23 protein-coding genes, 1 tRNA gene and 1 pseudogene are annotated in these 22,099 nt (G+C 56.6%); 17 read left to right on the forward strand and 8 right to left on the reverse strand.

Annotation, left to right across the window (positions count from 1 at the left end; translation table 11 throughout):
• The first annotated feature begins 124 nt into the window (after positions 1-124).
• Positions 125-1,120 carry a GlxA family transcriptional regulator gene (locus tag ACZ1G7_RS01255; RefSeq protein WP_472661662.1) on the forward strand — a complete coding sequence of 332 codons (996 nt, stop codon included), beginning with the start codon at positions 125-127 and terminating at the stop codon, positions 1,118-1,120.
• On the opposite strand, the gene ACZ1G7_RS01260 is transcribed toward ACZ1G7_RS01255, so the two are convergent.
• Positions 1,121-2,620, reverse strand: coding sequence for a DUF2125 domain-containing protein (locus tag ACZ1G7_RS01260; RefSeq protein WP_472661664.1), 1,500 nt, complete (start codon positions 2,618-2,620; stop codon positions 1,121-1,123).
• Positions 2,621-2,752: 132 nt separating this feature from the next.
• On the opposite strand from ACZ1G7_RS01260, the gene ACZ1G7_RS01265 reads away from it, so the two are divergent.
• Positions 2,753-3,544: a HalD/BesD family halogenase gene (locus ACZ1G7_RS01265; RefSeq protein WP_472661666.1), complete on the forward strand. Its 792-nt coding sequence runs from the start codon at positions 2,753-2,755 to the stop codon at positions 3,542-3,544.
• Here ACZ1G7_RS01265 and ACZ1G7_RS01270 read toward each other — a convergent pair.
• Positions 3,541-3,756 (reverse strand): hypothetical protein, encoded by a 216-nt coding sequence (locus ACZ1G7_RS01270; protein WP_472661668.1) that lies wholly within the window; start codon positions 3,754-3,756, stop codon positions 3,541-3,543. The two genes, ACZ1G7_RS01265 and ACZ1G7_RS01270, sit on opposite strands and share 4 nt — an antisense overlap.
• A gap of 2 nt (positions 3,757-3,758) precedes the next feature.
• Positions 3,759-4,415, reverse strand: coding sequence for an alpha/beta hydrolase (locus ACZ1G7_RS01275; protein ID WP_472661670.1), 657 nt, complete (start codon positions 4,413-4,415; stop codon positions 3,759-3,761).
• A 179-nt stretch (positions 4,416-4,594) separates the two neighbouring features.
• Here ACZ1G7_RS01275 and iscR point away from each other — a divergent pair, with 179 nt between their 5' ends.
• The 11 genes from iscR to ACZ1G7_RS01330 all read left to right on the forward strand — a co-directional run bounded on the left by iscR (position 4,595) and on the right by ACZ1G7_RS01330 (position 14,103).
• Entirely contained in the window at positions 4,595-5,053 is a 459-nt protein-coding gene (iscR, locus tag ACZ1G7_RS01280) for a Fe-S cluster assembly transcriptional regulator IscR (protein ID WP_472661672.1), read from the forward strand.
• Between the two features lie 90 nt (positions 5,054-5,143).
• Complete coding sequence (locus tag ACZ1G7_RS01285) at positions 5,144-6,187, forward strand: cysteine desulfurase family protein (protein WP_472661673.1); 1,044 nt, start codon at positions 5,144-5,146, stop codon at positions 6,185-6,187.
• Between the two features lie 14 nt (positions 6,188-6,201).
• The gene (gene sufB, locus ACZ1G7_RS01290) at positions 6,202-7,719 is read left to right on the forward strand and encodes a Fe-S cluster assembly protein SufB (protein WP_472661675.1); all 1,518 of its coding nucleotides are present in this window, start codon (positions 6,202-6,204) and stop codon (positions 7,717-7,719) included.
• Positions 7,716-8,048 carry a hypothetical protein gene (locus ACZ1G7_RS01295; RefSeq protein WP_472661677.1) on the forward strand — a complete coding sequence of 111 codons (333 nt, stop codon included), beginning with the start codon at positions 7,716-7,718 and terminating at the stop codon, positions 8,046-8,048. Before sufB ends, ACZ1G7_RS01295 begins: the two co-directional genes overlap by 4 nt.
• A gap of 67 nt (positions 8,049-8,115) precedes the next feature.
• On the forward strand, positions 8,116-8,841 hold the full coding sequence (locus ACZ1G7_RS01300; protein ID WP_472661679.1) for an FkbM family methyltransferase: 726 nt from the start codon (positions 8,116-8,118) through the stop codon (positions 8,839-8,841).
• A gap of 316 nt (positions 8,842-9,157) precedes the next feature.
• A complete protein-coding gene (locus ACZ1G7_RS01305; protein ID WP_472661681.1) occupies positions 9,158-9,646 on the forward strand; it encodes a hypothetical protein in 489 nt (162 codons plus the stop codon).
• A gap of 84 nt (positions 9,647-9,730) precedes the next feature.
• Positions 9,731-10,486 (forward strand): Fe-S cluster assembly ATPase SufC, encoded by a 756-nt coding sequence (gene sufC, locus ACZ1G7_RS01310; RefSeq protein ID WP_472661682.1) that lies wholly within the window; start codon positions 9,731-9,733, stop codon positions 10,484-10,486.
• On the forward strand, positions 10,486-11,763 hold the full coding sequence (gene sufD / locus ACZ1G7_RS01315) for a Fe-S cluster assembly protein SufD (RefSeq protein ID WP_472661684.1): 1,278 nt from the start codon (positions 10,486-10,488) through the stop codon (positions 11,761-11,763). Before sufC ends, sufD begins: the two co-directional genes overlap by 1 nt.
• A 6-nt stretch (positions 11,764-11,769) precedes the next feature.
• A complete protein-coding gene (locus tag ACZ1G7_RS01320; RefSeq protein WP_472661686.1) occupies positions 11,770-12,282 on the forward strand; it encodes a YIP1 family protein in 513 nt (170 codons plus the stop codon).
• Positions 12,279-12,875, forward strand: a complete 597-nt coding sequence (locus ACZ1G7_RS01325; protein WP_472661688.1) for a Yip1 family protein — start codon at positions 12,279-12,281, stop codon at positions 12,873-12,875. The genes ACZ1G7_RS01320 and ACZ1G7_RS01325 overlap by 4 nt, the downstream gene beginning before the upstream one ends.
• The gene (locus tag ACZ1G7_RS01330) at positions 12,868-14,103 is read left to right on the forward strand and encodes a cysteine desulfurase (protein ID WP_472661690.1); all 1,236 of its coding nucleotides are present in this window, start codon (positions 12,868-12,870) and stop codon (positions 14,101-14,103) included. The genes ACZ1G7_RS01325 and ACZ1G7_RS01330 overlap by 8 nt, the downstream gene beginning before the upstream one ends.
• 40 nt (positions 14,104-14,143) lie before the next feature.
• Here the strand turns inward: ACZ1G7_RS01330 and ACZ1G7_RS01335 are convergent.
• The 3 genes from ACZ1G7_RS01335 to mepK form a co-directional block, all read right to left on the reverse strand.
• Positions 14,144-14,220: transfer RNA gene (locus tag ACZ1G7_RS01335), tRNA-Arg, on the reverse strand.
• A gap of 41 nt (positions 14,221-14,261) precedes the next feature.
• Positions 14,262-15,422, reverse strand: coding sequence for an acetate/propionate family kinase (locus tag ACZ1G7_RS01340; RefSeq protein ID WP_472661692.1), 1,161 nt, complete (start codon positions 15,420-15,422; stop codon positions 14,262-14,264).
• A gap of 106 nt (positions 15,423-15,528) precedes the next feature.
• Positions 15,529-16,098: a peptidoglycan L,D-endopeptidase MepK gene (mepK, locus tag ACZ1G7_RS01345; protein WP_472661694.1), complete on the reverse strand. Its 570-nt coding sequence runs from the start codon at positions 16,096-16,098 to the stop codon at positions 15,529-15,531.
• 301 nt (positions 16,099-16,399) lie between these two features.
• On the opposite strand from mepK, the gene ACZ1G7_RS01350 reads away from it, so the two are divergent.
• The 4 genes and pseudogenes from ACZ1G7_RS01350 to ACZ1G7_RS01365 all read left to right on the forward strand — a co-directional run bounded on the left by ACZ1G7_RS01350 (position 16,400) and on the right by ACZ1G7_RS01365 (position 20,671).
• Entirely contained in the window at positions 16,400-18,010 is a 1,611-nt protein-coding gene (locus tag ACZ1G7_RS01350) for a L,D-transpeptidase family protein (protein WP_472661696.1), read from the forward strand.
• A gap of 57 nt (positions 18,011-18,067) precedes the next feature.
• The gene (gene lpxD / locus ACZ1G7_RS01355; protein WP_472661698.1) at positions 18,068-19,129 is read left to right on the forward strand and encodes a UDP-3-O-(3-hydroxymyristoyl)glucosamine N-acyltransferase; all 1,062 of its coding nucleotides are present in this window, start codon (positions 18,068-18,070) and stop codon (positions 19,127-19,129) included.
• Between the two features lie 64 nt (positions 19,130-19,193).
• Positions 19,194-19,459 (forward strand): annotated as a pseudogene (locus ACZ1G7_RS01360) (acyl carrier protein).
• 3 nt (positions 19,460-19,462) lie between these two features.
• Positions 19,463-20,671 (forward strand): beta-ketoacyl-[acyl-carrier-protein] synthase family protein, encoded by a 1,209-nt coding sequence (locus tag ACZ1G7_RS01365; RefSeq protein ID WP_472661700.1) that lies wholly within the window; start codon positions 19,463-19,465, stop codon positions 20,669-20,671.
• A gap of 13 nt (positions 20,672-20,684) precedes the next feature.
• On the opposite strand, the gene ACZ1G7_RS01370 is transcribed toward ACZ1G7_RS01365, so the two are convergent.
• Together ACZ1G7_RS01370 and ACZ1G7_RS01375 are read right to left on the reverse strand one after the other, a co-directional pair.
• The gene (locus ACZ1G7_RS01370) at positions 20,685-20,876 is read right to left on the reverse strand and encodes a hypothetical protein (RefSeq protein WP_472661702.1); all 192 of its coding nucleotides are present in this window, start codon (positions 20,874-20,876) and stop codon (positions 20,685-20,687) included.
• Positions 20,877-20,985: 109 nt separating this feature from the next.
• Positions 20,986-21,996, reverse strand: coding sequence for a GlxA family transcriptional regulator (locus ACZ1G7_RS01375; protein WP_472661704.1), 1,011 nt, complete (start codon positions 21,994-21,996; stop codon positions 20,986-20,988).
• Between the last annotated feature and the right edge of the window lie 103 nt (positions 21,997-22,099).

Raw genomic sequence — 22,099 nt, forward strand, 5'->3', positions numbered from 1 at the left:
GATAGTTGATTGAAATACTCGGAAAAATCTTTTCTGCCCCGGATGCTTTGCCGCTGCCATATTTTGACCTATAAAAATAGCGATGTAGTACAGGACCTTGTTTTCTTGTTCGGAGCCTATTTTGTTGACGCAATCGAGCCAAAATACTGACGGCCAACCGGTGCAGCGCAGCTTTGAGCTGTTCGTTGGCAAAGGGTTTGATGCGTTTGAGCTGACATCGGTGACTAAGGTGCTCAGCGTGGCGAATGCGGTGCTGGCGCAAGAGCGGTTTGTTTGGAGTTTCGTCTCAGACATGCCTGGGCTTTTGAAAGGGCAGGACGGCATGTTGCTGCGTGCCGAACCGGCCATTCAGGACCATGGGTTTAGTGATGTGATGGTTGTGCCGGGTGGCCGCGTGGACCCTACTGCGTGGCTTGCGCGTGCGCGAAAAATGCAGCGGTTGCGGCGACCCGTGGTTTTGCTGTCAGACGCCGCGACGGCCTATATCAAATCGGTACGCAACCCACCCGGCCAGGTGACGACGCATTGGCGCGACGTCGGAACGTTGGAAGAAACCGGCCATCATGACAATTTGACCAACCGGTTTTCGGAAAACAGCGACGGCATTATCACAGCGGCAGGGCAGGGTGCGACGACGGAGCTGATCATTGGGCTAATCGCGTCTGACCTGACCGCGCCGCAGGTGGCAGAGCTTGGCAGCCAACTGCTGCTGCACACAATCCGCAAGGCGGATGCTGAACAGCCCAAACATATTGCCGACAATGCCAGCCTGTTCGATGCGCGTGTGACGCAAGCGATCAAGCTGATGGAAGAAAGTATTTCAGAGCCTCTGTCCATGGCGGAGCTGACGGCGAAAGCCGGACTTTCAACGCGCCATCTTGAGCGCGTGTTTCGCAAGGTGTTTGATGAGACGCCCGCGCGATTTTATAAGCGCCTGCGCGCCCGCCGCGCGCGCGCCATGATCGAAGAAACGCTGCTCCCGATCGTGGATATCGCGATTGCGACGGGCTTCGGGTCCTCCGACACGCTGGCCAAGGCGGTTCGGGAAGAGTACGGTATGACGCCTTCAAAAATGCGGGCGCGGTACAAAATTTCCCTTATGGCGCATCAGGACAGTTAGTTACTGGATCGGCACGCCATTGGCCAAGATGCGCCCGTCGGGCGTAATCTCAAGCTTGGATGTCAGCGCATCGGGCCCAGCGCCGGGCTTGGTAAAAAAGCCAGCCATAGCCTTGATTCCTTGGGCCTGAGCGCTGGGAAGCAACCCCGCTTTGGACAGATTGTCGATCAGCCCGAAGCCACCGTTCAACTCAAGATCAATGCTTCCGGCCGGGCGTGGGATCCCGCCGAAACTGTCTAAATCGCTATTGTCGAATGTGAATGCGCCCTTGCCCGTCAGTTCTGCCCCGGCGGCTGTCAGGTAGAGCTCTTTCAAAATCACGCCTTCTAAAGGAGATGCGCGTCCGGTGTTGAGCAGCAAATAGGTCAGCGGGGCGGCCTCTTTCAAGTAGTCAACGCCACCCTCGGATACCGTGTCGAGTGACAGGGTGATCGGGTCGCGCGGCAGATGGCCCTGCGGGTCAAACATTCCCCAGGCGGCGTCGTTCAGTGTCACATCGCGATAAGCGAGCTTGCCTGTGATTTTCTGAGTTCCGCCCGCTTCGGGTCTGGTCGCGCGCACCTGCGAGGATGTCCCGCCAAACGCCATCTCAATCGGTGGCAGAAACCCTTGCTGCATCTCTACCGCTACGTTTAAGTCATTGGCCTCAGTGACATAATCAAGCGCTTGCTCGTCAAGAGTAGCCTTCAAAAACCCGCTGCCGATCTCGGCTTTCATCCCGACGCCGGGCCCGTCGATGTCATAAGATAAGCTGTCATAGGCGGTACGGCTGTCGAAGGTAATGCCGGATATCAGCAACCCGTCAGGTCCGGACAGGGCGACACCGTCGGGAACCAATGCATTGGCTGCGACAGTGATGCCGGTACCAGTGCCATCGATGCCAAAGCTTGGGCCGTCGTCGTCAGTCAGCGTGCCGTTCAGCGCGATCCAGTCGTAGCGGTATTGACCAGTATAAGCTGTTGCCGCGGGCCGCTCGGAGCTGCTCCATCCGCCCGATAGGCCGCTTGTGAGCAGCTCGATGGTGCCGTCGAGCCCATCTTCGGCGTCAATGTCGAAATTGCTGATGCTGTGGGTGATCGTATCAGCCGTCAGCGCATAGGATAAATTGTTGACGTCACCGCTGGCTATTGCCGAAAAACCCTGCGAAATCATGGCGTAATCAAAGGAACTTGGACCGAGTGGGCCGTCTATTGTGACGCGTCCTGCAAGCCCATCTGGTATCGAAACACTGACGGTGCCATTCGCGTTTTCTACGAAGATCAACGTGCCGTTCAATGCGGCCGCGCCGGAGATATCGCCTTGCGCGGCGCCCAACTGAATGGCCGACACAGTCAATCTGTCGCCGACCTTGCTTTCTGTTGCAGAGATCGTGCCCAGTAGCGCCAATTGCGATTTGAACGCCCCCCAAACCTGTTGCGAGGTCACATCCGCGCAAGCAGGTAGTGCAAGCGTGCTTAGGCAAAGTGCGGAAAGGTGGGTTTTGGGAAAATTCGTTCTCACAAGGCAATTCCTTAGATCATGACTGGCCCCCAAGGGGATTTAGTCGCTTTTTGAGACGCGCATCAAGGGCTTATCTCTGGACAATGGAACAGCTCTGCGATCAAAATCATCTGCTATTATCGGGAGGACAACATGCGCGAGTACCTGGACCTGGACAGCTTTCCATTGGACCGGCCGCAAAGTGCGGAATATGCGGCGTTGCGGGCGCGCTGTCTGAATGATCTCGAACAGGGCGGCATGTTCAATCTTGATGGTTTTCTTCGCGAGGATGCAGCGCAAGCAGAGGCTGACCGGCATGCGCCCAAGATGGCGGCGGAATCGTTCAACCACGCGCGCCAGCACAATATCTATTTCAAGAAGGATGTGCCGGGGCTGAGCGCGGATCACCCGGCTTTGCAATTGTTCGAGACGTCAAACAATACGCTGTGCGCCGACCAGCTGGATGGGAGCCTTGTCGCGCAGATTTACAACTGGAGCCCTTTGACCGATTTTCTGGCAGATGTCATGGGCAAGCCCGCGCTTTACCCGATGGAGGACCCGCTCGCTGCGTTTAACGTGATGGCTTATCAGGAGGGCCAAGCGCTCAATTGGCATTTCGACCGGTCTGAATTCACAGTGACTTTGCTGTTGCAGGCCCCGGAAGAGGGCGGCGCGTTTGAATACCGCACCGACCTGCGCAGCACCGATGATCCGAACTACGATGGCGTTGTGAAGCTACTGGCTGGTGCGGATCCAAAAATGGAACGGATGAGTGTTGTGCCCGGCACGTTAAACGTATTTCGCGGGGTCAACACGCCGCATCGCGTCACCCCTGTGAAAGGCGCGCGCGCGCGAATGATTGCGGTGCTGACATATTATGAACAGCCCGGCGCGATGTTTACCGAGACGGAGCAGTTGGGGTTTTACGGGCGCAGCACCTATTAGCTGTCGCCTGATTTGAATTCCGCCAAATAGGTGCGCGCGCGCTGCTCGGCGCGGCGGACGCGCACGGAGGTCAGATAGGCCTCCTGCGTGGTTTGGGATGACGCACCGAGTATTTCGGAGACTTTTTTGACGACTTTCTCGTCGCCGGTCTCCGCCTCGATCTTCAACGCTTGCTGCGCCAGCTCATCGGCGATGTCGTCGGTAACGCCCATGATTAGCGCGTGGTCTCTGTCAGGCGACGGCGGACATAGTCTTCGACCGATCCCGTCAGCGTGTCCATATGGTCTTCTTCAAAGAAATGACCGGCGCCATCGACCTGTTGATGGGTGATGGTGATGCCTTTTTGCTCATGCAGCTTGTTGACCAAAGCTTCCGTGTCTGCGGGCGGTGCCACGCGGTCGCCGGACCCGTTGATGATCAGGCCTGATGACGGGCAGGGCGCTAGGAAGGAGAAGTCATACATATTTGCGGGCGGCGAGACGGAGATGAAACCTGTGATTTCCGGGCGGCGCATCAACAGCTGCATGCCGATCCACGCGCCGAAGGAGAAGCCCGCGACCCAGCAGTGTTTCGCGTTTTGGTTCATTGACTGCAAATAGTCGAGCGCCGAGGCGGCGTCGCTCAGTTCGCCAATACCTTGGTCATATTCGCCCTGGCTGCGCCCGACGCCGCGGAAATTGAACCGCAAGACGTTAAAGCCCATGTTGTGGAACGTGTAGTGCAGATTGTAGACGACCCGGTTGTTCATCGTGCCGCCAAATTGCGGATGCGGGTGCAAGATGATCGCGATCGGCGCGTCCTTCATGCCTTTGTGCGGGTGGTAGCGGCCTTCCAGACGCCCTTCGGGTCCGGGGAAAATCACTTCGGGCATAGGGCTTCTCTTCGTCCTTTATGCAGCGCCGGGCCGCGTAAAATCTTGACGGCTACGCGCGGGTAATTTAGAAACGTTCTAAGTTGACGGGCGCGCCCGCCGTGTTGGGTCAGACTGACCTAAGCGGCGCGGGCGCAAGCGTCAATGGTTAAAGGGCTGATAATGCGGTGGGCTGAGCCATGAAACTAAGCACAAAAGGGCGCTACGCGATGGTTGCGCTTGCAGATTTGGCGCTGTCCTCGGATGCGGGTCTCGTCTCGCTTGGCGAGATTTCAAAGCGGCAGGATATATCGTTGGCTTATCTTGAACAGCTCTTCGTGAAATTGCGCCGCGCCGGGCTGGTGTCATCGGTGCGCGGACCGGGTGGTGGATATAAGCTGGCCAAATCCCCAGATGCGATCCGCGTGTCGGAAATTTTGGAAGCTGTTGATGAAACGGTCAACGCATTGCACACGGGGGAGGGCGCGTCGGGTGGTTTGTCAGGCTCCCGCGCGCAATCGATGACCAACCGGTTGTGGGAAGGCTTGTCGGCGCATGTTTACGTGTTTTTGCACCAAACGCGGTTGTCCGATGTGGTTGGCAATGGGTTAACGCCATGCCCTGCGGTTCCGAACCTGTTTGAGCTGGTTGATGAATAAGGGATTTCGGTTTTGCGCCGCGCTTGCGCGCGTCGCGATGGTTGGGGGCCAGCCCCCAAACCCCCGGAATATTTTTGAAACAATGAAGACATGAGCCGGGTCTATTTGGATTACAACGCGACCATGCCGCTGCGAGCCGAGGCGCGCGCCGCGATGATCGCGGCGATGGATGTGGTGGGCAACCCGTCGTCGGTGCATGCCGAAGGGCGGGCTGCGAAGGGCGTAATCGAGCGCGCGCGCGCGCAGATATCTGAGGCTTTTGGTGCGTCAGGTGCGGATATTGTTTTCACGTCCTCTGCCACAGAGGCTGCGGCCCTTGCCTGCGCTGGGCGCGCGTTGAAAAGCGGCGCGATTGAACATGACGCGGTTGGTGCCTGGACCAGCGGGGATCTACCTGTTGATGAGGCAGGCAGGGTGGCCGTGCAGTTCGCGGGTGAGAGCGCCGTGCAGCGCGCCAATAGCGAGACGGGTGTTTTGCAACCTGTGCCCGACGGAGTGGCACTTTGCGACATGACGCAGAGTTTCGGAAAATTGCCCGACGCGTTTTCATGGTCCGGCGCGCAGATGGCGTTGATCTCGGCACATAAGCTGGGCGGGCCAAAGGGTATTGGTGCTTTGGTGTTGCGCCAAGGTCTGGATGTGCCCGCGCAAATCAAAGGCGGCGGGCAGGAAATGGGACGGCGCTCTGGCACGGAAAATGTCATAGGTATTGCCGGGTTTGGTGCGGCGGCGGCATCTGCGCAGCGTGATCTTGAGGCAGGCGTTTGGGATCGTGTGAAAAAACTTAGAAAGATTCTAGAATTAGCCATTGAGGCTGAGGCTAAACAGACTATTTTAGTCGGACATGACGTGGAGCGGCTTCCGAATACGTGTTGCTTCGCGACGCCCGGCTGGAAGGGTGAGACGCAAGTGATGGCGATGGACCTGGCGGGGTTTGCGATCAGCGCGGGGTCTGCCTGTTCCAGCGGCAAGGTGAAATCGAGCCGGGTTTTGCTTTCGATGGGCTATGACGCGGAGACCGCCGCGAGCGCGGTCAGGGTCTCTTTGGGACCAGAGACGACAGAAGAAGAGGTACTGCGCTTCGCTGAAGCCTGGTGCCGCGCAGAGAAGAAATTCCGGGCGAAAGCCGCATGAGTGAGGAGAAAACCATGTCATTTGACGGTGAAGTCAAAGAAGGTGTGGACCAGGAAACGGTCGATGCGGTGCGCGAAGTTGGTGGGGCCTATAAATACGGCTGGGACACCGAAATCGAGATGGATTACGCCCCTATCGGGGTGAACGAAGATATCGTGCGCCTGATCTCGGAAAAGAACAAAGAGCCAGAGTGGATGACCGAGTGGCGTCTGCAGGCCTTTGCGCGTTGGAAGCAGATGAAAGAGCCCGAATGGGCGATGGTGGATTACCCCAAAATCGATTTTCAGGACATCTACTACTACGCCGCGCCCAAGAGCATGGCGGAGAAGCCAAAGAGCTTGGATGAGGTCGACCCGAAGCTGTTGGAGACCTACAAGAAACTGGGCATTCCGCTGAAGGAGCAGATGATCCTGGCGGGCGTCGAAGGGGCCGAAAACGTTCCTGCTGAGGGGCGTAAGGTCGCCGTGGATGCGGTGTTTGACAGTGTTTCGGTGGGCACGACTTTTCAGGAAGAGCTGAAGAAGGCGGGCGTGATCTTTTGCTCGATATCGGAGGCTATTCAAGAACATCCGGAGCTGGTGAAAAAATACCTTGGCTCGGTCGTGCCGCAGACGGATAATTTCTATGCGACACTGAACTCGGCTGTGTTTTCGGACGGGTCGTTTGTCTACATCCCGCCGAATACGAAATGCCCGATGGAACTGAGCACATATTTCCGTATCAACGCAGAGAATACCGGTCAGTTTGAGCGCACGCTGATTATCGCGGATGAGGGGTCTTACGTGTCCTACCTTGAGGGCTGCACCGCGCCGATGCGCGACACCAACCAGCTGCATGCCGCTGTGGTGGAACTGGTGTTGTTGGATGATGCGGAGATCAAATATTCCACCGTGCAGAACTGGTTCCCCGGTGACGAGGACGGCAAGGGCGGCATTTACAACTTTGTCACCAAACGCGCTGATTGCCGGGGCAAGCGGTCCAAGGTGATGTGGACGCAGGTGGAGACCGGCTCAGCCGTGACGTGGAAATACCCAAGCTGCATTTTGCGTGGGGATGATTCACAAGGTGAGTTTTACTCGATCGCGATTGCCAACAACATGCAGCAGGCCGATACCGGCACAAAAATGGTGCATCTGGGCAAAAACACCAAGTCGCGGATCGTGTCGAAAGGCATTTCAGCGGGCAAGGCGCAGAACACTTATCGAGGGCTGGTGTCCATGCACCCGCGTGCGAAGGACTCGCGCAACTACACGCAATGCGACAGCTTGCTGATCGGCGACAAATGCGGGGCGCATACGGTGCCTTACATCGAAGTCAAAAATAACTCATCGCGGGTTGAGCATGAAGCGACGACCTCCAAGGTGGATGACGATCAGCTTTTCTATTGCCGCCAACGAGGCATGGATGAAGAGGAAGCTGTGGCTTTGGTCGTCAACGGGTTCTGCAAGGACGTGTTGCAAGCGCTTCCGATGGAGTTTGCGATGGAGGCACAGGCCTTGGTGGCAATCTCGCTTGAGGGGTCGGTTGGGTGAATTTTCGGTTTGGCACTGCGACGCGGGGTAGCGAGGCTTCCGCGCTGCTCCAATTCGCAGTCGGCGCCTCCTTTCTCGTTGCCTGGGTCCTAGCTTTTTCAGCTTTGCTAGCCTTGCTTCCTGGGGTGGCAATTTTAGTTTGTTTTATTATCGCTTCAATCATCGCCTATTGTGTTTCGGGCTTCTTAGGAAAGACCGTCATTCGGATCGAAAATGCGAAACGCGAATTGGAGGCGAAAAGCTATCGGAACAAACGCGAAGCCGAAGTGCAAAAGAAAATAGATGAAATGCGCGAGAAAAACTCGAATGTACCGAGGGTGACGCGTTGAGTTGGCGAATGCAAAAACGGATTCCGTCGAACGGAGACCACAGTGATAATCACAGTCGCGGTATCTCATGACGCAACAGGGCGCAGATATCGTGCCTGAACCGGTGATATTCGCCGGGGTCGATGTTGTGTCCTGCAGCATTGATGGCAAACCAATGCTGTTTGCGGTCGATATGGAGAATGACCCGATCCAGCGGCACCACAGGCATGGCCGCTTCTACGAGTATAACGAATTGAAAGTACTCGGGCGCTGGTTTCCAAAGGGCGGGGTGTTCGTCGATATTGGTGCGAATGTGGGCAATCACAGCCTGTTCGTGTCGCGGTTTTTGCAACCTTCGGCGGTTATACCGTTTGAACCTAATCCGTTGGCCTATCGTTTGTTGCGCGCGAATGTGGTGTTGAATGGGTTCAGCGACGTGTTTGATCTACGCCACCTTGGCTTTGGCGTTTCTGCCGAGGCGGCGTCAGGCTACGCGATGCAGGAACGCACGACCAATCTGGGCGGGGCTCGGATGCTCGAAGGCCAAGGCGATATCGAAGTGCGCTCAGGCGATGAGATGCTGCGCGGCGTTGCGCCCTCGATGATCAAGATCGATGTCGAGGGGATGGAGCTTGATGCGCTGCGTGGCTTGGAGCAAACGGTCACGACGCATCGTCCCAATATGCTGGTCGAGGTGGACGATGCGAATGCGGATGCGTTCCATGCTTGGGTCGCGGATCATGGCTACAAAGTTCAGCGCAGGTTCAGGCGCTACAAAACAAATGAAAATTTCTTTGTCATACCGGTACGCTGAACGATGCAGGTTTTGACAAAAGAGAGCGGGTCCAAAGGTGGGCGCTGCGATATGGATAAGATGAGCGACGGATTAAGGACTCATAGTGACATGACCTGTGATCTGCGGCTGCATTCGAGCGCAGCGCATCGGGTTAGCCTGTGGCGTGCAGTACGAGAAACATGCCTTAAAAATAAGCGTTTTGCGCAAGAACTGGTTAGTTCGGGCGGGGCGCGTTCGACTACAATGGTTAGCGGTGTGATTTTTGGAGTTGTGTCAAATTTTCGCCAAATTTGCGATCTAACGAACAGACTCATCCGTTCACAAGAGCTCGGCTATGACACAGTCTGCCACATTTCAGGATCGTTTGGAGCGCATCAATCGCGGCGAGCAATACGTCGCGGATTACATTGTGCCCAAGGACCTGCATCGGCAGCGCAAGATCAAACGCCGCAGGCTCATTCGGTTCGGAACGCTTTATACATTCGTTCTGTTGTTTCTGGTCGGCATGATCAGTGTGATGCTGATCCGCTACGGGCGGTTCCAAATCTTTGGCATCGACCGCGCAGACCTGACCAGTCTGGAAGGTGTCATTCTGGATGGCGGCGGATCGCTGTTGATGGTGCTTATCATCATGGTCTCAACCAAAATCAACTCATGGATCATGGTCGCGTCGCAAGTCGCGGGTGCCGCAGCCAGCTTTTTGGGCATGCATTGGGCGGTGTACCGTTTCCCGGAGTTCTTCGCGGAGCTGTTCTCGCTTCAATGGCTGTTCATGGTCATGCAGAGCACGGATCCAGAAGCGCTGCTGAAGATAAGCTTCTAAAAACTCATATCTCGAATTTGAATAACCTTGATACGGTGCCCGCTCTTCGCGCGCGCCGTGTTGGCACGTATGAAGGGGCAAAATATGCTTGAAATCAAAAATCTACAGGTCGGTCTTGAAGAAGAGGACAAGCAAATCCTCAAAGGCGTGGATCTGACGATCGGCGCGGGTGAAGTGCATGCGATTATGGGGCCGAATGGCTCAGGCAAATCGACATTGTCCTATGTCCTGTCGGGAAAAGACGGCTATGAGGTTACGGGCGGTGGGGCTACGTTGGAAGGCGCCGATATCTTGGATATGGAGCCCGAAGAGCGCGCTGCGGCGGGGCTGTTTCTGGCCTTCCAATACCCAGTTGAAATCCCAGGCGTCGGCAACATGACGTTCCTTCGCACCGCCGTAAACGCACAGCGCAAGGCGCGTGGTGAAGAAGAACTCTCGGCTGGTGAGTTTTTGAAAGTCGTGCGCGCCAAGGCGAAAGACCTGAAAATCGACGCCGATATGCTTAAGCGCCCAGTCAATGTTGGCTTCTCGGGGGGCGAGAAGAAGCGCAACGAGATTTTGCAAATGGCCATGCTTGAGCCGAAAATGTGCATTCTTGATGAAACGGATTCTGGGCTGGACGTGGACGCAATGAAGCTGGTCAGCCACGGCGTGAACGCGTTGCGCGACGCTGGGCGGTCCTTCCTTGTGATCACGCATTACCAACGTCTGCTCGACCATATCAAACCCGACGTCGTGCATATCATGGCGAACGGGAAAATCATCAAAACTGGCGGGCCAGAGCTGGCGCTTGAAGTTGAAAACAACGGTTATGCCGATTTGCTTGCTGAGGTGGCTTGATGAGCGCCGAAGCAAAACCACAGGCAAACCGGCTGGACGCGATCACCCCAATCGCCACCGGTTGGAGTGCGAAGCCGCGCGCCCAGGCCCTTGCGCGCTTGCGTCAAATGGGGCTGCCCAACAAGCGCGATGAGTATTGGAAATACACTGATCCCAGCACACTTGCGTCAGACGACGCCCCAATGGCGGCATTGCATGTTGAATCGGACACGCCGTTGTTTGACGACGTGGACCGCCTCAAGATTGTTTTTGTCGATGGTGTTTTTGACGCAGATGCATCCGATGATCTGAGCATGGCGGATGTCGAAATATCGCGACTGGCCGAGGCGTCAGTGGCGGATTTCCACTGGGCCAAACCGCTCTACGGCGCGTTGGAAACGAACGGCCAGGACCCAGTCGCACGGCCATTGGCGGCGCTCAATACATGCATTGCGCAAGACGGTGTGCTGATCCGGGTCACGGGAAAGGCGCCCAAGCCTGTCAGCCTTATTTACAAGCATCTGGACGAACGGTCCGACGCGGTACTGCACCATGTCGTCAAGCTTGAAGACGGCGCTGAGCTGACTTTGACTGAGAACGGCCCGGCTGCCGCGCGGTTCAATAAGGTGATGGAAGTCGATGTGGCCGATGGCGCATCGTTCCATCACGTGCGCGGGCAGGGGCGTGATCATGAGCGGCGCGCAGTGACACATACGTTCGCGCGGCTCGGTCGTGACAGCACGTTCAAGTCCTTTACCTTGACCGCAAACGGCGTTCTGACACGCAACGAATGCGTGATCGAGCTGACAGGCGACGACGCGCATGCCACCGTTGCGGGTGCTGCGGTCGGCGACGGCGTTTTTCACCATGATGACACGGTCTTTATCACCCATGACGCGGTGAATTGCGAAAGCCGGCAGGTGTTTAAGAAGGTACTGCGAAACGGTGCCGTGGGCGTGTTTCAGGGTAAGATCCTTGTTAAAGAGGGCGCGCAGAAGACCGATGGGTATCAGATTAGCCAATCGCTGCTTTTGGATGAGGACAGTCAGTTTCTCGCCAAGCCGGAGTTGGAAATCTATGCCGATGATGTGGCGTGCAGCCATGGTTCGACCTCTGGCGCGATCGATGAAGATGCGTTGTTCTACTTGCAGTCGCGCGGTGTGCCAAAAACGGCCGCACAAGACTTGCTGGTGCTGGCTTTCTTGGCCGAGGCGCTTGAGGAGATCGAGAATGACGCCTTGGCGGAGTCGTTGCGGTTGCGTCTGGAAAAATGGCTGGCAAAGCGGAGCAAAGGTTAGTCAACGATGTCTACCGTTTCCGCCATATTGCGCAGCTATCGTGCCCCGCGTGAGGTGATCCGTACACATCGCAGTTCGGGCGCGGATGAGGCTACGGGACTTACGTGGCTCTTTGTTGCCTGCATCCTGTTTTTTGTGGCGCGGCTGCCGGAGCTTTCGCGGCAAGCGCATTTTGCAGGGCTTGAAGGCATTGAGACGCCGTTTTCCAGCCTTGCGCTGCCGACTTTCTACGGGACCGTGCTGCTGGCGCCATTGATGTTCTTGCTAGTCGCGGCGGCCTCGCATCTTGTTGCACGGGTTTTTGGTGGTAAAGGACGCTGGTTGGACGCGCGACTTGCGCTGTTCTGGTCACTGCTTTGCGTGTCGCCTGTGGTGTTGTTTCAAGGGTTGGTTGCCGGGTTTATAGGCGCTGGGGCTGCGCTAAATGCGACGTCTCTACTAGTTTTTGCAGCCTTTTTGTTTATTTGGTTGAACAGCCTTACAGCGCTGGAAGCGCCGGGACAGGCGGAGGTGGCATGACTTACTGGCTGGACCTAGTGAAGCTGACATTTGCGGACCCTAAAGGGAGCGCTGAGCAACTGCTGGCAATCAACATGTCGCGTCAGGCGGTTTGGAGCTTGCTTGCGGTCGTCATTGCGCTTTCAGTCATCAGCGCGTGGATGATGAATGGGTTATTGCCAGATACCGGCGAGGCCGAGGTCATCGGAATGCGTTTCACGTCGTCGCCCTTGATGTTTGCGGTGGTGATGTGGGGGCTTCTGGTCCTAACCGTGTTCTGTACACACTATGTCGGACGGATGTTTGGCGGGCAGGGCTATTTCATTGATAGCCTCAAGTTAGTAACCTGGCTTCAGGCGGTGTTGCTGTTTGCGCAGCTGATCCAGCTTGTTATCGCGGTGATATCGCCCGTTTTGGCAGCATATGTTGGTCTGGCCGTCGGGGTGTATTCGATCTGGATTTTCGTGACCTATGTGGCCGTGCTGCACGGGTTTAAAAGCCGGGTCATGGTTCTATTTGGTATATTCGGAGCGCTGTTTGGCGTGATCTTCGGGCTTAGCCTTTTGGCTGGGCTGATAGCGACAATATTCGGGGTGGAGTTACCCAATGCTTAAACCAGTAGAGTTCGATATTGATGCTGTGCGTGCCGATTTCCCGATCCTTTCGCGTCAGGTGAACGGCAAGCCGTTGGTCTATCTCGACAACGGGGCCTCGGCGCAGAAGCCGCAGGTGGTGATTGATGCAATAAACACCGCTTACAGCCATGAATATGCAAATGTTCACAGGGGCTTGCACTACCTTTCTAATGTGGCAACTGAGAAATATGAAAGCGTGCGAGGCACTGTTGCCCGCTTCCTAAACGCAGGCTCTGAAGATGAGATCGTCTTGAATTCCGGCACGACCGAGGGGATCAACATGGTCGCCTATGGCTGGGCCATGCCGCGGATGCAGCGCGGTGACCAAATTATCCTGAGCGTCATGGAGCACCACGCCAATATCGTCCCATGGCACTTCTTGCGCGAACGTTTGGGCGTCGAACTGGTCTGGGTTGATGTCGACAGCAATGGTGACTTGGACCCGCAAAAGGTGCTCGACGCAATCACGGACCGCACAAAACTGATCGCGATCACTCAGTTGTCCAATGTTCTTGGGACCCAGATCGATGTGAAATCCATTTGCGACGGCGCGCGTGCGAAGGGCATCGCTGTGCTGGTCGATGGCAGCCAAGCTGCGGTGCATATGCCCGTCGATGTGCAGGAAATCGGCTGCGATTTTTACGCTGTAACCGGCCATAAGCTATACGGCCCATCCGGTTCTGGCGCGATCTATTGCAAGTCTGAACGCATGGCCGAGATGCGCCCGTTCATGGGGGGCGGCGATATGATCCGCGAGGTGCATAAAGACACCGTGACCTATAATGACCCGCCGATGATGTTTGAAGCGGGCACACCCGGTATCGTGCAAACCATCGGGCTTGGAGTCGCCTTGGATTACATGATGGGCATCGGGATGGAAAATATCGCGGCCCATGAGCGCGGCTTGCGCGATTATGCGCGGGCGCGGCTGGACGGGTTGAACTGGTTGAATGTGCAGGGCCAATCCGCTGAAAAGGCAGCGATTTTCTCATTCACGCTGGAAGGTGCTGCGCATGCGCATGATATCTCCACCGTGCTCGACAAGCGCGGCGTCGCGGTGCGTGCGGGCCATCATTGTGCGCAGCCGCTCATGGAGCATTTGGGTGTCTCCGCGACCTGCCGCGCGTCCTTCGGGATGTACAATACAGAGGCCGAGGTCGATGTATTGATCGACGCATTGGAGCTGTGCCACGAGCTGTTTGCCTGAGCCGGCGCTATACCCTTCAAACCAGTCGGAAAGTTGAAGGTGGCGCACCCGAGAGGATTCGAACCTCTGGCCTCTGCCTTCGGAGGGCAGCGCTCTATCCAGCTGAGCTACGGGTGCCTCGTGCCTCTATACGCAAGCGTTTGAAGACGTGCAATCGCTCACATCAAAGCAAGGGTGCTTTTGGCGATAACAGCACCCTCATTGGTCGGGATCACCATGACGGGCAGGGCACTGTCGGCTGACGAGATTTGCTCTGCGTTGCGGTCATTGCCTTTGTGATCAATCGAGATTCCCATCCAGCCTAAGCGCGCGCAAATCTTGGCGCGCGTCTGGGCCGAATTTTCCCCGATACCTGCAGTGAAAACGATGCCGTCGAGCCCGCCCAGTGCCGGGATCAACGCCGCCATTTCACATGCAGCGCGGTAGCAAAACAAATCAATCGCAAGCGCAGCTTCGGGGGCGTCAGACGCCTCCAGGTCCTGCATTGCGTTGCTAATTCCTGAGACGCCAAGCAAGCCAGATTGTTGATAGAGCAGCTTTTCGATCTCCGGCACGCTCATGCCGCGTTGTTGGACGAGATGAAGGATAACGCCCGGATCAATCGCGCCGGAACGTCGCCCCATCACCAGCCCGTCAAGCGCGGTGAAGCCCATGGTTGTGGCAACGCTTTTGCCATCCTTCATTGCACACAGGCTGGCGCCATTGCCCAGATGGGCCACGATGACCCGCGCTGCATCGGGCAGTTTTTTCGGCAATGTGCTGGCAATGAAATCGTAAGACAGGCCGTGGAACCCGTACCGAATGATGCCGGCGTCGGTCAGGTGCTGGGGCAAAGCGAAACGCGTCGCGAGCGGGTCTTGGCTGCGGTGAAAGCTTGTATCAAAACACGCGACTTGCGGCAGGTTTGGTAGCTTCAAGGCGGTTTTGCGGATGGCGGCCAAGTTATGCGGCTGGTGCAGCGGGGCCATCGGCGTCAAAGCTTCGAGCTGAGAAAGAACATCATCAGTGATGCGTGTGGCGGCCGTAAAATCCCTGCCACCATGTACGACACGGTGCCCGGCAGCTTTGATTTGATGCTCTGTGGCGTGGCGGCTGAGCCAATTGAAAAGGTGTTCGATGGCGTCGTCATGCGTATCGGATGCGTTGAGCGTTGGAACAGTTGCACCAAGATGCGACGGCAACGATATCTTGAATTCTGGCGCGCGTTTAAGGCCCGTGATTTTACCGCGCAACACTGGCGTTTCAGGTGCCGCGACCGGGTGGAGCGCAAATTTGAGGCTGGAGGAGCCAGCATTGATCGTCAAAATGACATCGGCCATTGCGTCCGTCCCTCTTGTGTCGCGATGTCAGCTTTTTGGACTTGGGCCAAGAAAAAAGCCACCCCTACGGGGCGGCCTTTTCTTTGGAGGGGTTGTTTTTATTGGGTCAGCGTCCCCAGGTGCGCACGATGCCGCAATCCATGTGGACGAAGTTTGAGCCTGAATACCTGCCGACACCGCCAGCTGAACAGGACGCTGCAGCACGGGCGATTTGGCCGACGCTACGTGACTTCAAACGCAAATCGGCGGCCTGGCCCTTCATGTGAAGCGAGTTTTTCGCAACGCCGCGCGATTTGGATCGCAACATGGCGTTGGTTTTTGGGGACCTGTAGCCAGACAGCAGCGTGTAAGGCTCCGTCGCGTCCAACAGGTTATGTGCGGCGGACATGATGTCGAGCGTACGCGTGTCCATATTTGTGGCTGAGTTCAGCCGCCAGTCGCGCATGAAGTAATTTACTTCTTTTAGGGATTCTTTGATGTATCCGCCTTCGATCCAGTAGATCATGTCGATGTTTTCGCCAGTGCGGCCCGAATACATTTTGATGCGGCGCACATCGCCTGCGCCTTTGAGGAAACCGAATACGTTTGAATAGACTGGCGCTGCTGTCACTGTGGTTGCTGCAAAAGCTCCCAGCAATGCGCGGCGCGTTACCATCGCGGATTTCTTCTCACTCATGAGTTTGCCTGTCCCGTATCGCCCCGGCCATCTAAATGGCCATGTTTATCTATCCCCAGATGCGAAGGTTATTACACAGCTCGATTCTCTGACCAAGGGCACTGTGGAATAAAGCTGTTAAAATGGCGCAAATGAGCGGGAAATTGCGCATGCTTTTTTGACACAGATCTGTTGCAGATTGGTGACCCGGTTGGCGTGCGATGCTAAAAACCTCCGATATGAGCGGATTGTGAATGGACAGAGGGCAGCGCTAAAAATAATCCATATGAGTATTCTAGATATGAATGAGTGAGGGACCTTGATGGCCGTGCAATTTACGCGTCGTGTGACTTTGAAGATGCTTGCCGCCGCAGGTGCCGCGCTTGTGATGCCGGGGTTTGGTACCGGGCGCGCCGACGCAGCGGTCACAGCACTTAAGCAATCAATTGCTGAGGCTGCTTCGCGGGATGCCGGTCTTGCCGCTTTCTACCGCGCGCGCAATTTCAAGCCGATCTTTGTTTCAAAATCTGACGGTCGCCGTCGCTCCGCTATGTTGAAGGCGTTTGCCGCGGCATCTGATCACGGCTTGCCGGCCCAACGCTATGATGCGGCTGCGCTCAAAGAATTGTTCAGCAGTGCCGAAACTCCCAAAGACATGGGCCGCGTCGAAGTTGAAGCGGCGCGCCGGTTTCTGGCCTATGCCGATGATCTTCGCTCAGGGGTTATCGATCCGCGTTCTGTTGATCCGACCATTGTGGTCGATGTCTTGCGCTATGATGCAGCTGCAACATTGGATGCGTTCGCCAAATCCAACCCGCGTGGTTTCATCAAAAAGCTGGCGCCAGCTAAGCCCGAATATGTGCGGCTGCAAAAAGAAAAGCTGCGCCTCGAAAAGCTGATCGCGAAAGGCGGCTGGGGCGAGAAGATTGCCGCCAAGTCGCTGAAACCTGGCCAGTCCGGCGGCGCTGTCGTGCAACTGCGCAACCGCATGATCCGCATGGGACATATGCGCAAATCGGCCAGCCAGACCTATGATGCGAAATTGCAAAAAGCGGTTCAGGATTTCCAGATCGCTCATGGGCTTGCGGCGGATGGCGTCGCGGGCGCAGGCACAATAAGTGAAATCAACACGTCTTCAAAGGACAGGCTAGGTCAGGTGCTTGTGGCATTGGAGCGTATTCGCTGGTCACCCAAACCGCTTGAAAAGAGACATGTCTGGGTCAACCTGCCCGATTTCCATGTCGATCTTATGGAGAAGGGCAAGTCGACCTTCCGCTCGCGCGTCGTGATCGGCAAAGACACCGATGACCGCCGGACGCCAGAATTTTCCGACGTGATGGAATTCATGGTGATTAATCCCAGTTGGTATGTGCCGCGCTCGATTGTGACCAAGGAATATTTGCCCTTGATGCAGCGCAACCCGAATGCGCAAGGGCAGTTGCAGATCATTGCGTCAAACGGGCGTCAGGTAAACCGAGCGGCGATTGATTTCAATAAGTACAATGCGCGCACCTTCCCGTTTTCGATGAAACAGCCGCCCTCCAAAGGCAATGCGTTGGGGTTGGTGAAATTCATGTTCCCGAACCGGCACAATATTTATTTGCATGACACTCCGTCCAAAAACCTGTTTGGCCGGGAAGTTCGCGCCTACAGCCATGGCTGCGTGCGGGTCCATAAACCGTTCGAATTCGCCTATGCACTGCTCAAAGCTCAGGAACGCGACGCAGAAGGTTTTTTCCAGTCTACGTTGCAACGGGGCAAGGAAAAACGGGTCGATCTGCAGACGCCATTGCCCGTGCATCTGGCCTATTTCACGGCCTGGGTGGATGCCAAGGGTAAGCCCCATTACCGGCGCGACGTCTATCGGCGTGACAAGCGCATTTTTGCAGCCTTGTCGAAGGCAGGGGTTACGCAGAGCCCTGCCAAAGCATAAGTTCGCCAAAAGGCGCCGCACCGGTTGCGCGCTTGATCGCAGACGTTGAGGCAAAACATGAGCTTTACGGTATCGCAAATCGCAGCTGCGCTCGACGCGCGGTTTGAAGGCGACGGCGACGTGCAGATTACCCGCGCTTCCGAGCCGCAATCTGCCGGGCCTGACGCAATCGCTTTGGCGATGGATCCCAAATATGGTGACGGGCTCAGCAATGGGTCCGCGCGCGCTGCGATCCTGTGGGACGGCGCGGATTGGCAATCTATTGGATTGTCTGCGGCGATTTTTGTCCCGCGCCCACGCTACGCCATGTCGGGCCTTACGCGTTTGATGGATCCGGGGCCAGAGATTGCGCCGGGTATTCATGCCACGGCTGTCGTCGATGAAAGCGCAATAGTCGGGGAGGGCGCTGCCATTGGGCCGTTCGTCGTGATTGGGCGCGGGGTGCAGATCGGTGCCCGTGCGCGGGTAGCCTCCCATGTCAGCATTGCCGAGAACGCTAAAATCGGGGACGACGCGTTAATCTTACAAGGCGCGCGCATCGGACATTCCGTTCGCATCGGGGACCGGTTCATTTGTCAGCCGGGCGCGGTCATTGGGGCGGATGGGTTTTCATTTGTGACGCCCGAAACCTCCGCCGTCGAAAATGCGCGCAAGTCTTTGGGCGACGCAGGTGATGCGAAGGCGCAAAGCTGGACACGCATTCATTCACTGGGCAGTGTCGCGATTGGTCATGATGTCGAGATCGGCGCCAATGCCACGATTGACCGCGGTACGATCCGCGACACCGAGATTGGCGACGGCAGCAAGCTCGATAATCTCGTGCATCTTGGACATAACGTTCAGGTTGGGCGCGACTGTCTGCTGTGTGGGCAGGTGGGGGTCGCAGGATCGGCCAAGATCGGGGACCGGGTTGTTTTGGGCGGCCAAGCCGGCGTATCGGACAATATTTTCGTGGGCGAAGGTGTCATCGCGGGTGGTGGGACCAAGATTTTCACCAACGCACCTGCGGGTCGCGTCTTGCTGGGCTCGCCCGCGGTGAAAATGGAGACGCATGTTGAGATGCAAAAGGCGCTGCGTCGGTTGCCGCGCTTCATGAAAGCTGCTCAGGAACGTAAATAGGGCCTCGCAATAGCGGCGAAAGCCCCTTAGATCGGGGGCGAGGTCACGCAAAAGGGGTGCAATCATGTCAGCTTCCGTGTCAGAGCGGGTCATCGAGATCGTCGCTGAGCAGGCTGTTTTGGACGTCTCCGACGTCTCACTTGAGGCTTCGCTTGAGGATTTGGGGATCGACTCCTGGGCTTGGTTGAAAGTATTTTCGCTATTGAAGAAGCGTTTGATATTTCGGTGCCCTTCAATGCCAATGACCCCAGCGATAGCGAATTCGATGTGTCCAGTGTGAAGGCGGTTGTCGCGGCGGTCGAGAAACTGGTCGCGGAGCAAAAGGGCTAGCTCGTGCGCCGCGTTGTCATCACCGGGCAGGGCACGATCAATGCGCTGGGCATCTCCGCGCCCGCGACGTTTGAAGCATTTCGCGAAGGAAAATGCGGGATCGGGCCGCTTGATATTCGTGATGTTGACCGATTGGCCATCCAAATTGGTGGGCAGGTGCATGACTATGACGCGCAATCCGAATTCAACCGCCAGGAAATTGCGCTCTATGACCGGTTCACTCAGTTCGCGCTGCATTCGGCGCGTGAGGCGATCGGCCAGTCGGGCCTGAGCTTTTCGGGTGAGTTGGCCGCGCAATCGGGCGTTATCCTTGGCACGTCTGGCGGCGGGCTGAATACGCAGGATGAAAATTACCGCGCGGTTTATGAAGAGGGCAAGAACCGGGTTCACCCGTTCGTCGTGCCCAAGCTGATGAACAACGCGGCGGCGAGTCACGTCTCCATGCAATATAACCTAAAGGGACCATCGTTTACGGTGGCCACGGCGTGCGCATCGTCAAACCACGCGATGGGGCAAGCGTTTCAGTTTATCCGCGCGGGGCTTGCCACGGTAATGGTCACGGGCGGGTCTGAATCCATGCTTTGTTTCGGTGGCGTTAAAGCATGGGAAGGTCTGCGCGTGATGTCTAAAGACGCATGCCGCCCATTTTCAGCCAATCGCAACGGAATGGTGCAGGGTGAGGGCGCTGCCGTTTTTGTGATGGAAGAATATAAGCATGCCCGCGCACGCGGCGCTGAGATTTTGGCGGAAGTCATTGGCTTTGCAATGACGTCTGACGCGTCCGACATTGTGATGCCGTCACGCCAAGGGGCCGCGCGGGCTATCTCAGGCGCAATGAAAGACGCCAAGATCAATGCCAGTGACGTGGGCTATATCAATGCGCATGGCACAGGGACAGCCGCAAATGACAAGACAGAATGTGCGGCAGTATCCGACGCTTTTGGGGCGCATGCGGACAATCTGATGATCTCATCGACCAAGTCGATGCATGGCCATGTTATCGGCGGGACAGGCGCTATTGAGCTGCTATCCTGCATCATGGCGCTGAAAGACGGCGTGATCGCGCCAACGGTCGGTTATGAAGAGCCTGACCCTGAATGCGCGCTCGACGTGGTGCCCAATGAGGCGCGTGAGGCGAAGGTCGACGTGGTGATGTCGAACGCCTTTGCCTTTGGTGGGCTCAACGCGGTTTTGGCGCTGCGTAAAGTATAGCGCGCGGCTGCGTTTATCCGACGCGCGCCTGTTCTGCCTTCAGCGTTGCCACTCTTCGTGCGAAAGCGTCAAATGCGGAGCCGCCGGGATCGGCGAACTGCTTCGGCGATTTGGCAACAAGGCTCGGCTTGCGCATGTCGCGGTTTGATTTGAAAAACGCTAACTCAGTAACTTCACCGGTTTCGATCGGCTGTGCTTGGCCCATTGGAACGTCCCCGTATTAAAGTTGTATTTGGGGAGGATCACGTCGAAATGGGTCAGGAAAGCGGCGAGGACGCGGCATTCTTGGTCAATTTGGGGTAAATGACGCAAGGTCAGTCGGCCGCGAGCTTCGCCGCGTGGGCACCGCGTTCGCGGTAGGGCGTCGTATCGTAATGCGCCCGGTAGCATTTTGAGAAATGCGACGGTGACGCAAAGCCACAGGCAAGCGCGACGTTGATCACACTCATATCTGTTTGCATCAACAGGTTACGCGCCTTTTGCAGCCGTATTTCCATATAGTAACGCTTGGGTGAGCGGTTCAGATATCGCCGGAACAAGCGTTCCAACTGGCGGGTCGACATAGCGACTTCCTTGGCTAGGATCGACGGGCTTATCGGTTCTTCGATGTTGGCTTCCATCATCTGGATGACGCGGCTGAGCCGTGGGTGGCGTACGCCGATACGCGTTGGGATCGACAGGCGCTGCTGGTCCCGATCGGTTCGGATCGAGCTGTAGATTTGCTGATCGGCCACCAGATTTGCGACCTCTTCGCCCAAATCGCTGGCGATGATGCTAAGCATCAAATCAATCGATGACGTACCCCCAGCCGTGGTCATCCGGTTTCCGTCGACAACGAACACCGATTTGGTCAGCTCAACATCTTCGAATTCCTCTGAAAAGCTGTCCTGATTTTCCCAATGGATAGTGGCCTTCTTGCCGTCCAGAAGACCGGCCTTGGCGAGCGCGTAACTCGCCGTGCAAAGCGCACCTATTTTGACGCCGCGCCGCGCCTCGCGCCGCAACCAGTTGAGCAATTTCTTGGTCGTCGCGTTTTGTACATCGACCCCTCCGCAGAGCATGACGATGTCGTCGCGCTGCAGCTCATCAAGGTCTATATCGAGGCCGTAATTGATCCCTGCTGAGCAGGTTGCGATCTGCCCACCTTCACCGGCCAGAACCCAATCATAGCTATCGGGCGCCATGCGATTGGCGATCCGAAGCGCTTCGATTGCGCCCGCAAAACTGAGCATCGTGAAGTTGTTCATCAACACGAAGACGTAACGCCCGGCACTCGGGGGATTGCCGCCATCGGGGCGGCCGGTGATCGCGCTCGGCGTAGACATGGCGGAACTCCCAATCCGACAAAATGCCCCCAGTTCTGACGAACCGTGAAGGATTCCACCCTTAGCTGAGTTTTCACCGTTGGCAAGCCCCCGAATGCGTTCT

Source organism: Litoreibacter sp. JB4-2 (assembly GCF_055693445.1).

Coding starts and splice junctions, on each gene's coding strand:
- iscR (WP_472661672.1), top strand. CDS start 4,595: ATGAAACTAAGCACAAAAGGGCGCTACGCGATGGTTGCGCTTGCAGAT.
- ACZ1G7_RS01285 (WP_472661673.1), top strand. CDS start 5,144: ATGAGCCGGGTCTATTTGGATTACAACGCGACCATGCCGCTGCGAGCC.
- ACZ1G7_RS01350 (WP_472661696.1), top strand. CDS start 16,400: ATGGCCGTGCAATTTACGCGTCGTGTGACTTTGAAGATGCTTGCCGCC.
- mepK (WP_472661694.1), bottom strand. CDS start 16,098: ATGAGTGAGAAGAAATCCGCGATGGTAACGCGCCGCGCATTGCTGGGA.
- ACZ1G7_RS01325 (WP_472661688.1), top strand. CDS start 12,279: ATGACTTACTGGCTGGACCTAGTGAAGCTGACATTTGCGGACCCTAAA.
- ACZ1G7_RS01330 (WP_472661690.1), top strand. CDS start 12,868: ATGCTTAAACCAGTAGAGTTCGATATTGATGCTGTGCGTGCCGATTTC.
- ACZ1G7_RS01375 (WP_472661704.1), bottom strand. CDS start 21,996: ATGTCTACGCCGAGCGCGATCACCGGCCGCCCCGATGGCGGCAATCCC.
- ACZ1G7_RS01305 (WP_472661681.1), top strand. CDS start 9,158: ATGACACAGTCTGCCACATTTCAGGATCGTTTGGAGCGCATCAATCGC.
- ACZ1G7_RS01270 (WP_472661668.1), bottom strand. CDS start 3,756: ATGGGCGTTACCGACGACATCGCCGATGAGCTGGCGCAGCAAGCGTTG.
- ACZ1G7_RS01340 (WP_472661692.1), bottom strand. CDS start 15,422: ATGGCCGATGTCATTTTGACGATCAATGCTGGCTCCTCCAGCCTCAAA.
- ACZ1G7_RS01320 (WP_472661686.1), top strand. CDS start 11,770: ATGTCTACCGTTTCCGCCATATTGCGCAGCTATCGTGCCCCGCGTGAG.
- ACZ1G7_RS01370 (WP_472661702.1), bottom strand. CDS start 20,876: ATGGGCCAAGCACAGCCGATCGAAACCGGTGAAGTTACTGAGTTAGCG.
- ACZ1G7_RS01300 (WP_472661679.1), top strand. CDS start 8,116: ATGACGCAACAGGGCGCAGATATCGTGCCTGAACCGGTGATATTCGCC.
- sufB (WP_472661675.1), top strand. CDS start 6,202: ATGTCATTTGACGGTGAAGTCAAAGAAGGTGTGGACCAGGAAACGGTC.
- lpxD (WP_472661698.1), top strand. CDS start 18,068: ATGAGCTTTACGGTATCGCAAATCGCAGCTGCGCTCGACGCGCGGTTT.
- ACZ1G7_RS01265 (WP_472661666.1), top strand. CDS start 2,753: ATGCGCGAGTACCTGGACCTGGACAGCTTTCCATTGGACCGGCCGCAA.
- sufD (WP_472661684.1), top strand. CDS start 10,486: ATGAGCGCCGAAGCAAAACCACAGGCAAACCGGCTGGACGCGATCACC.
- sufC (WP_472661682.1), top strand. CDS start 9,731: ATGCTTGAAATCAAAAATCTACAGGTCGGTCTTGAAGAAGAGGACAAG.
- ACZ1G7_RS01275 (WP_472661670.1), bottom strand. CDS start 4,415: ATGCCCGAAGTGATTTTCCCCGGACCCGAAGGGCGTCTGGAAGGCCGC.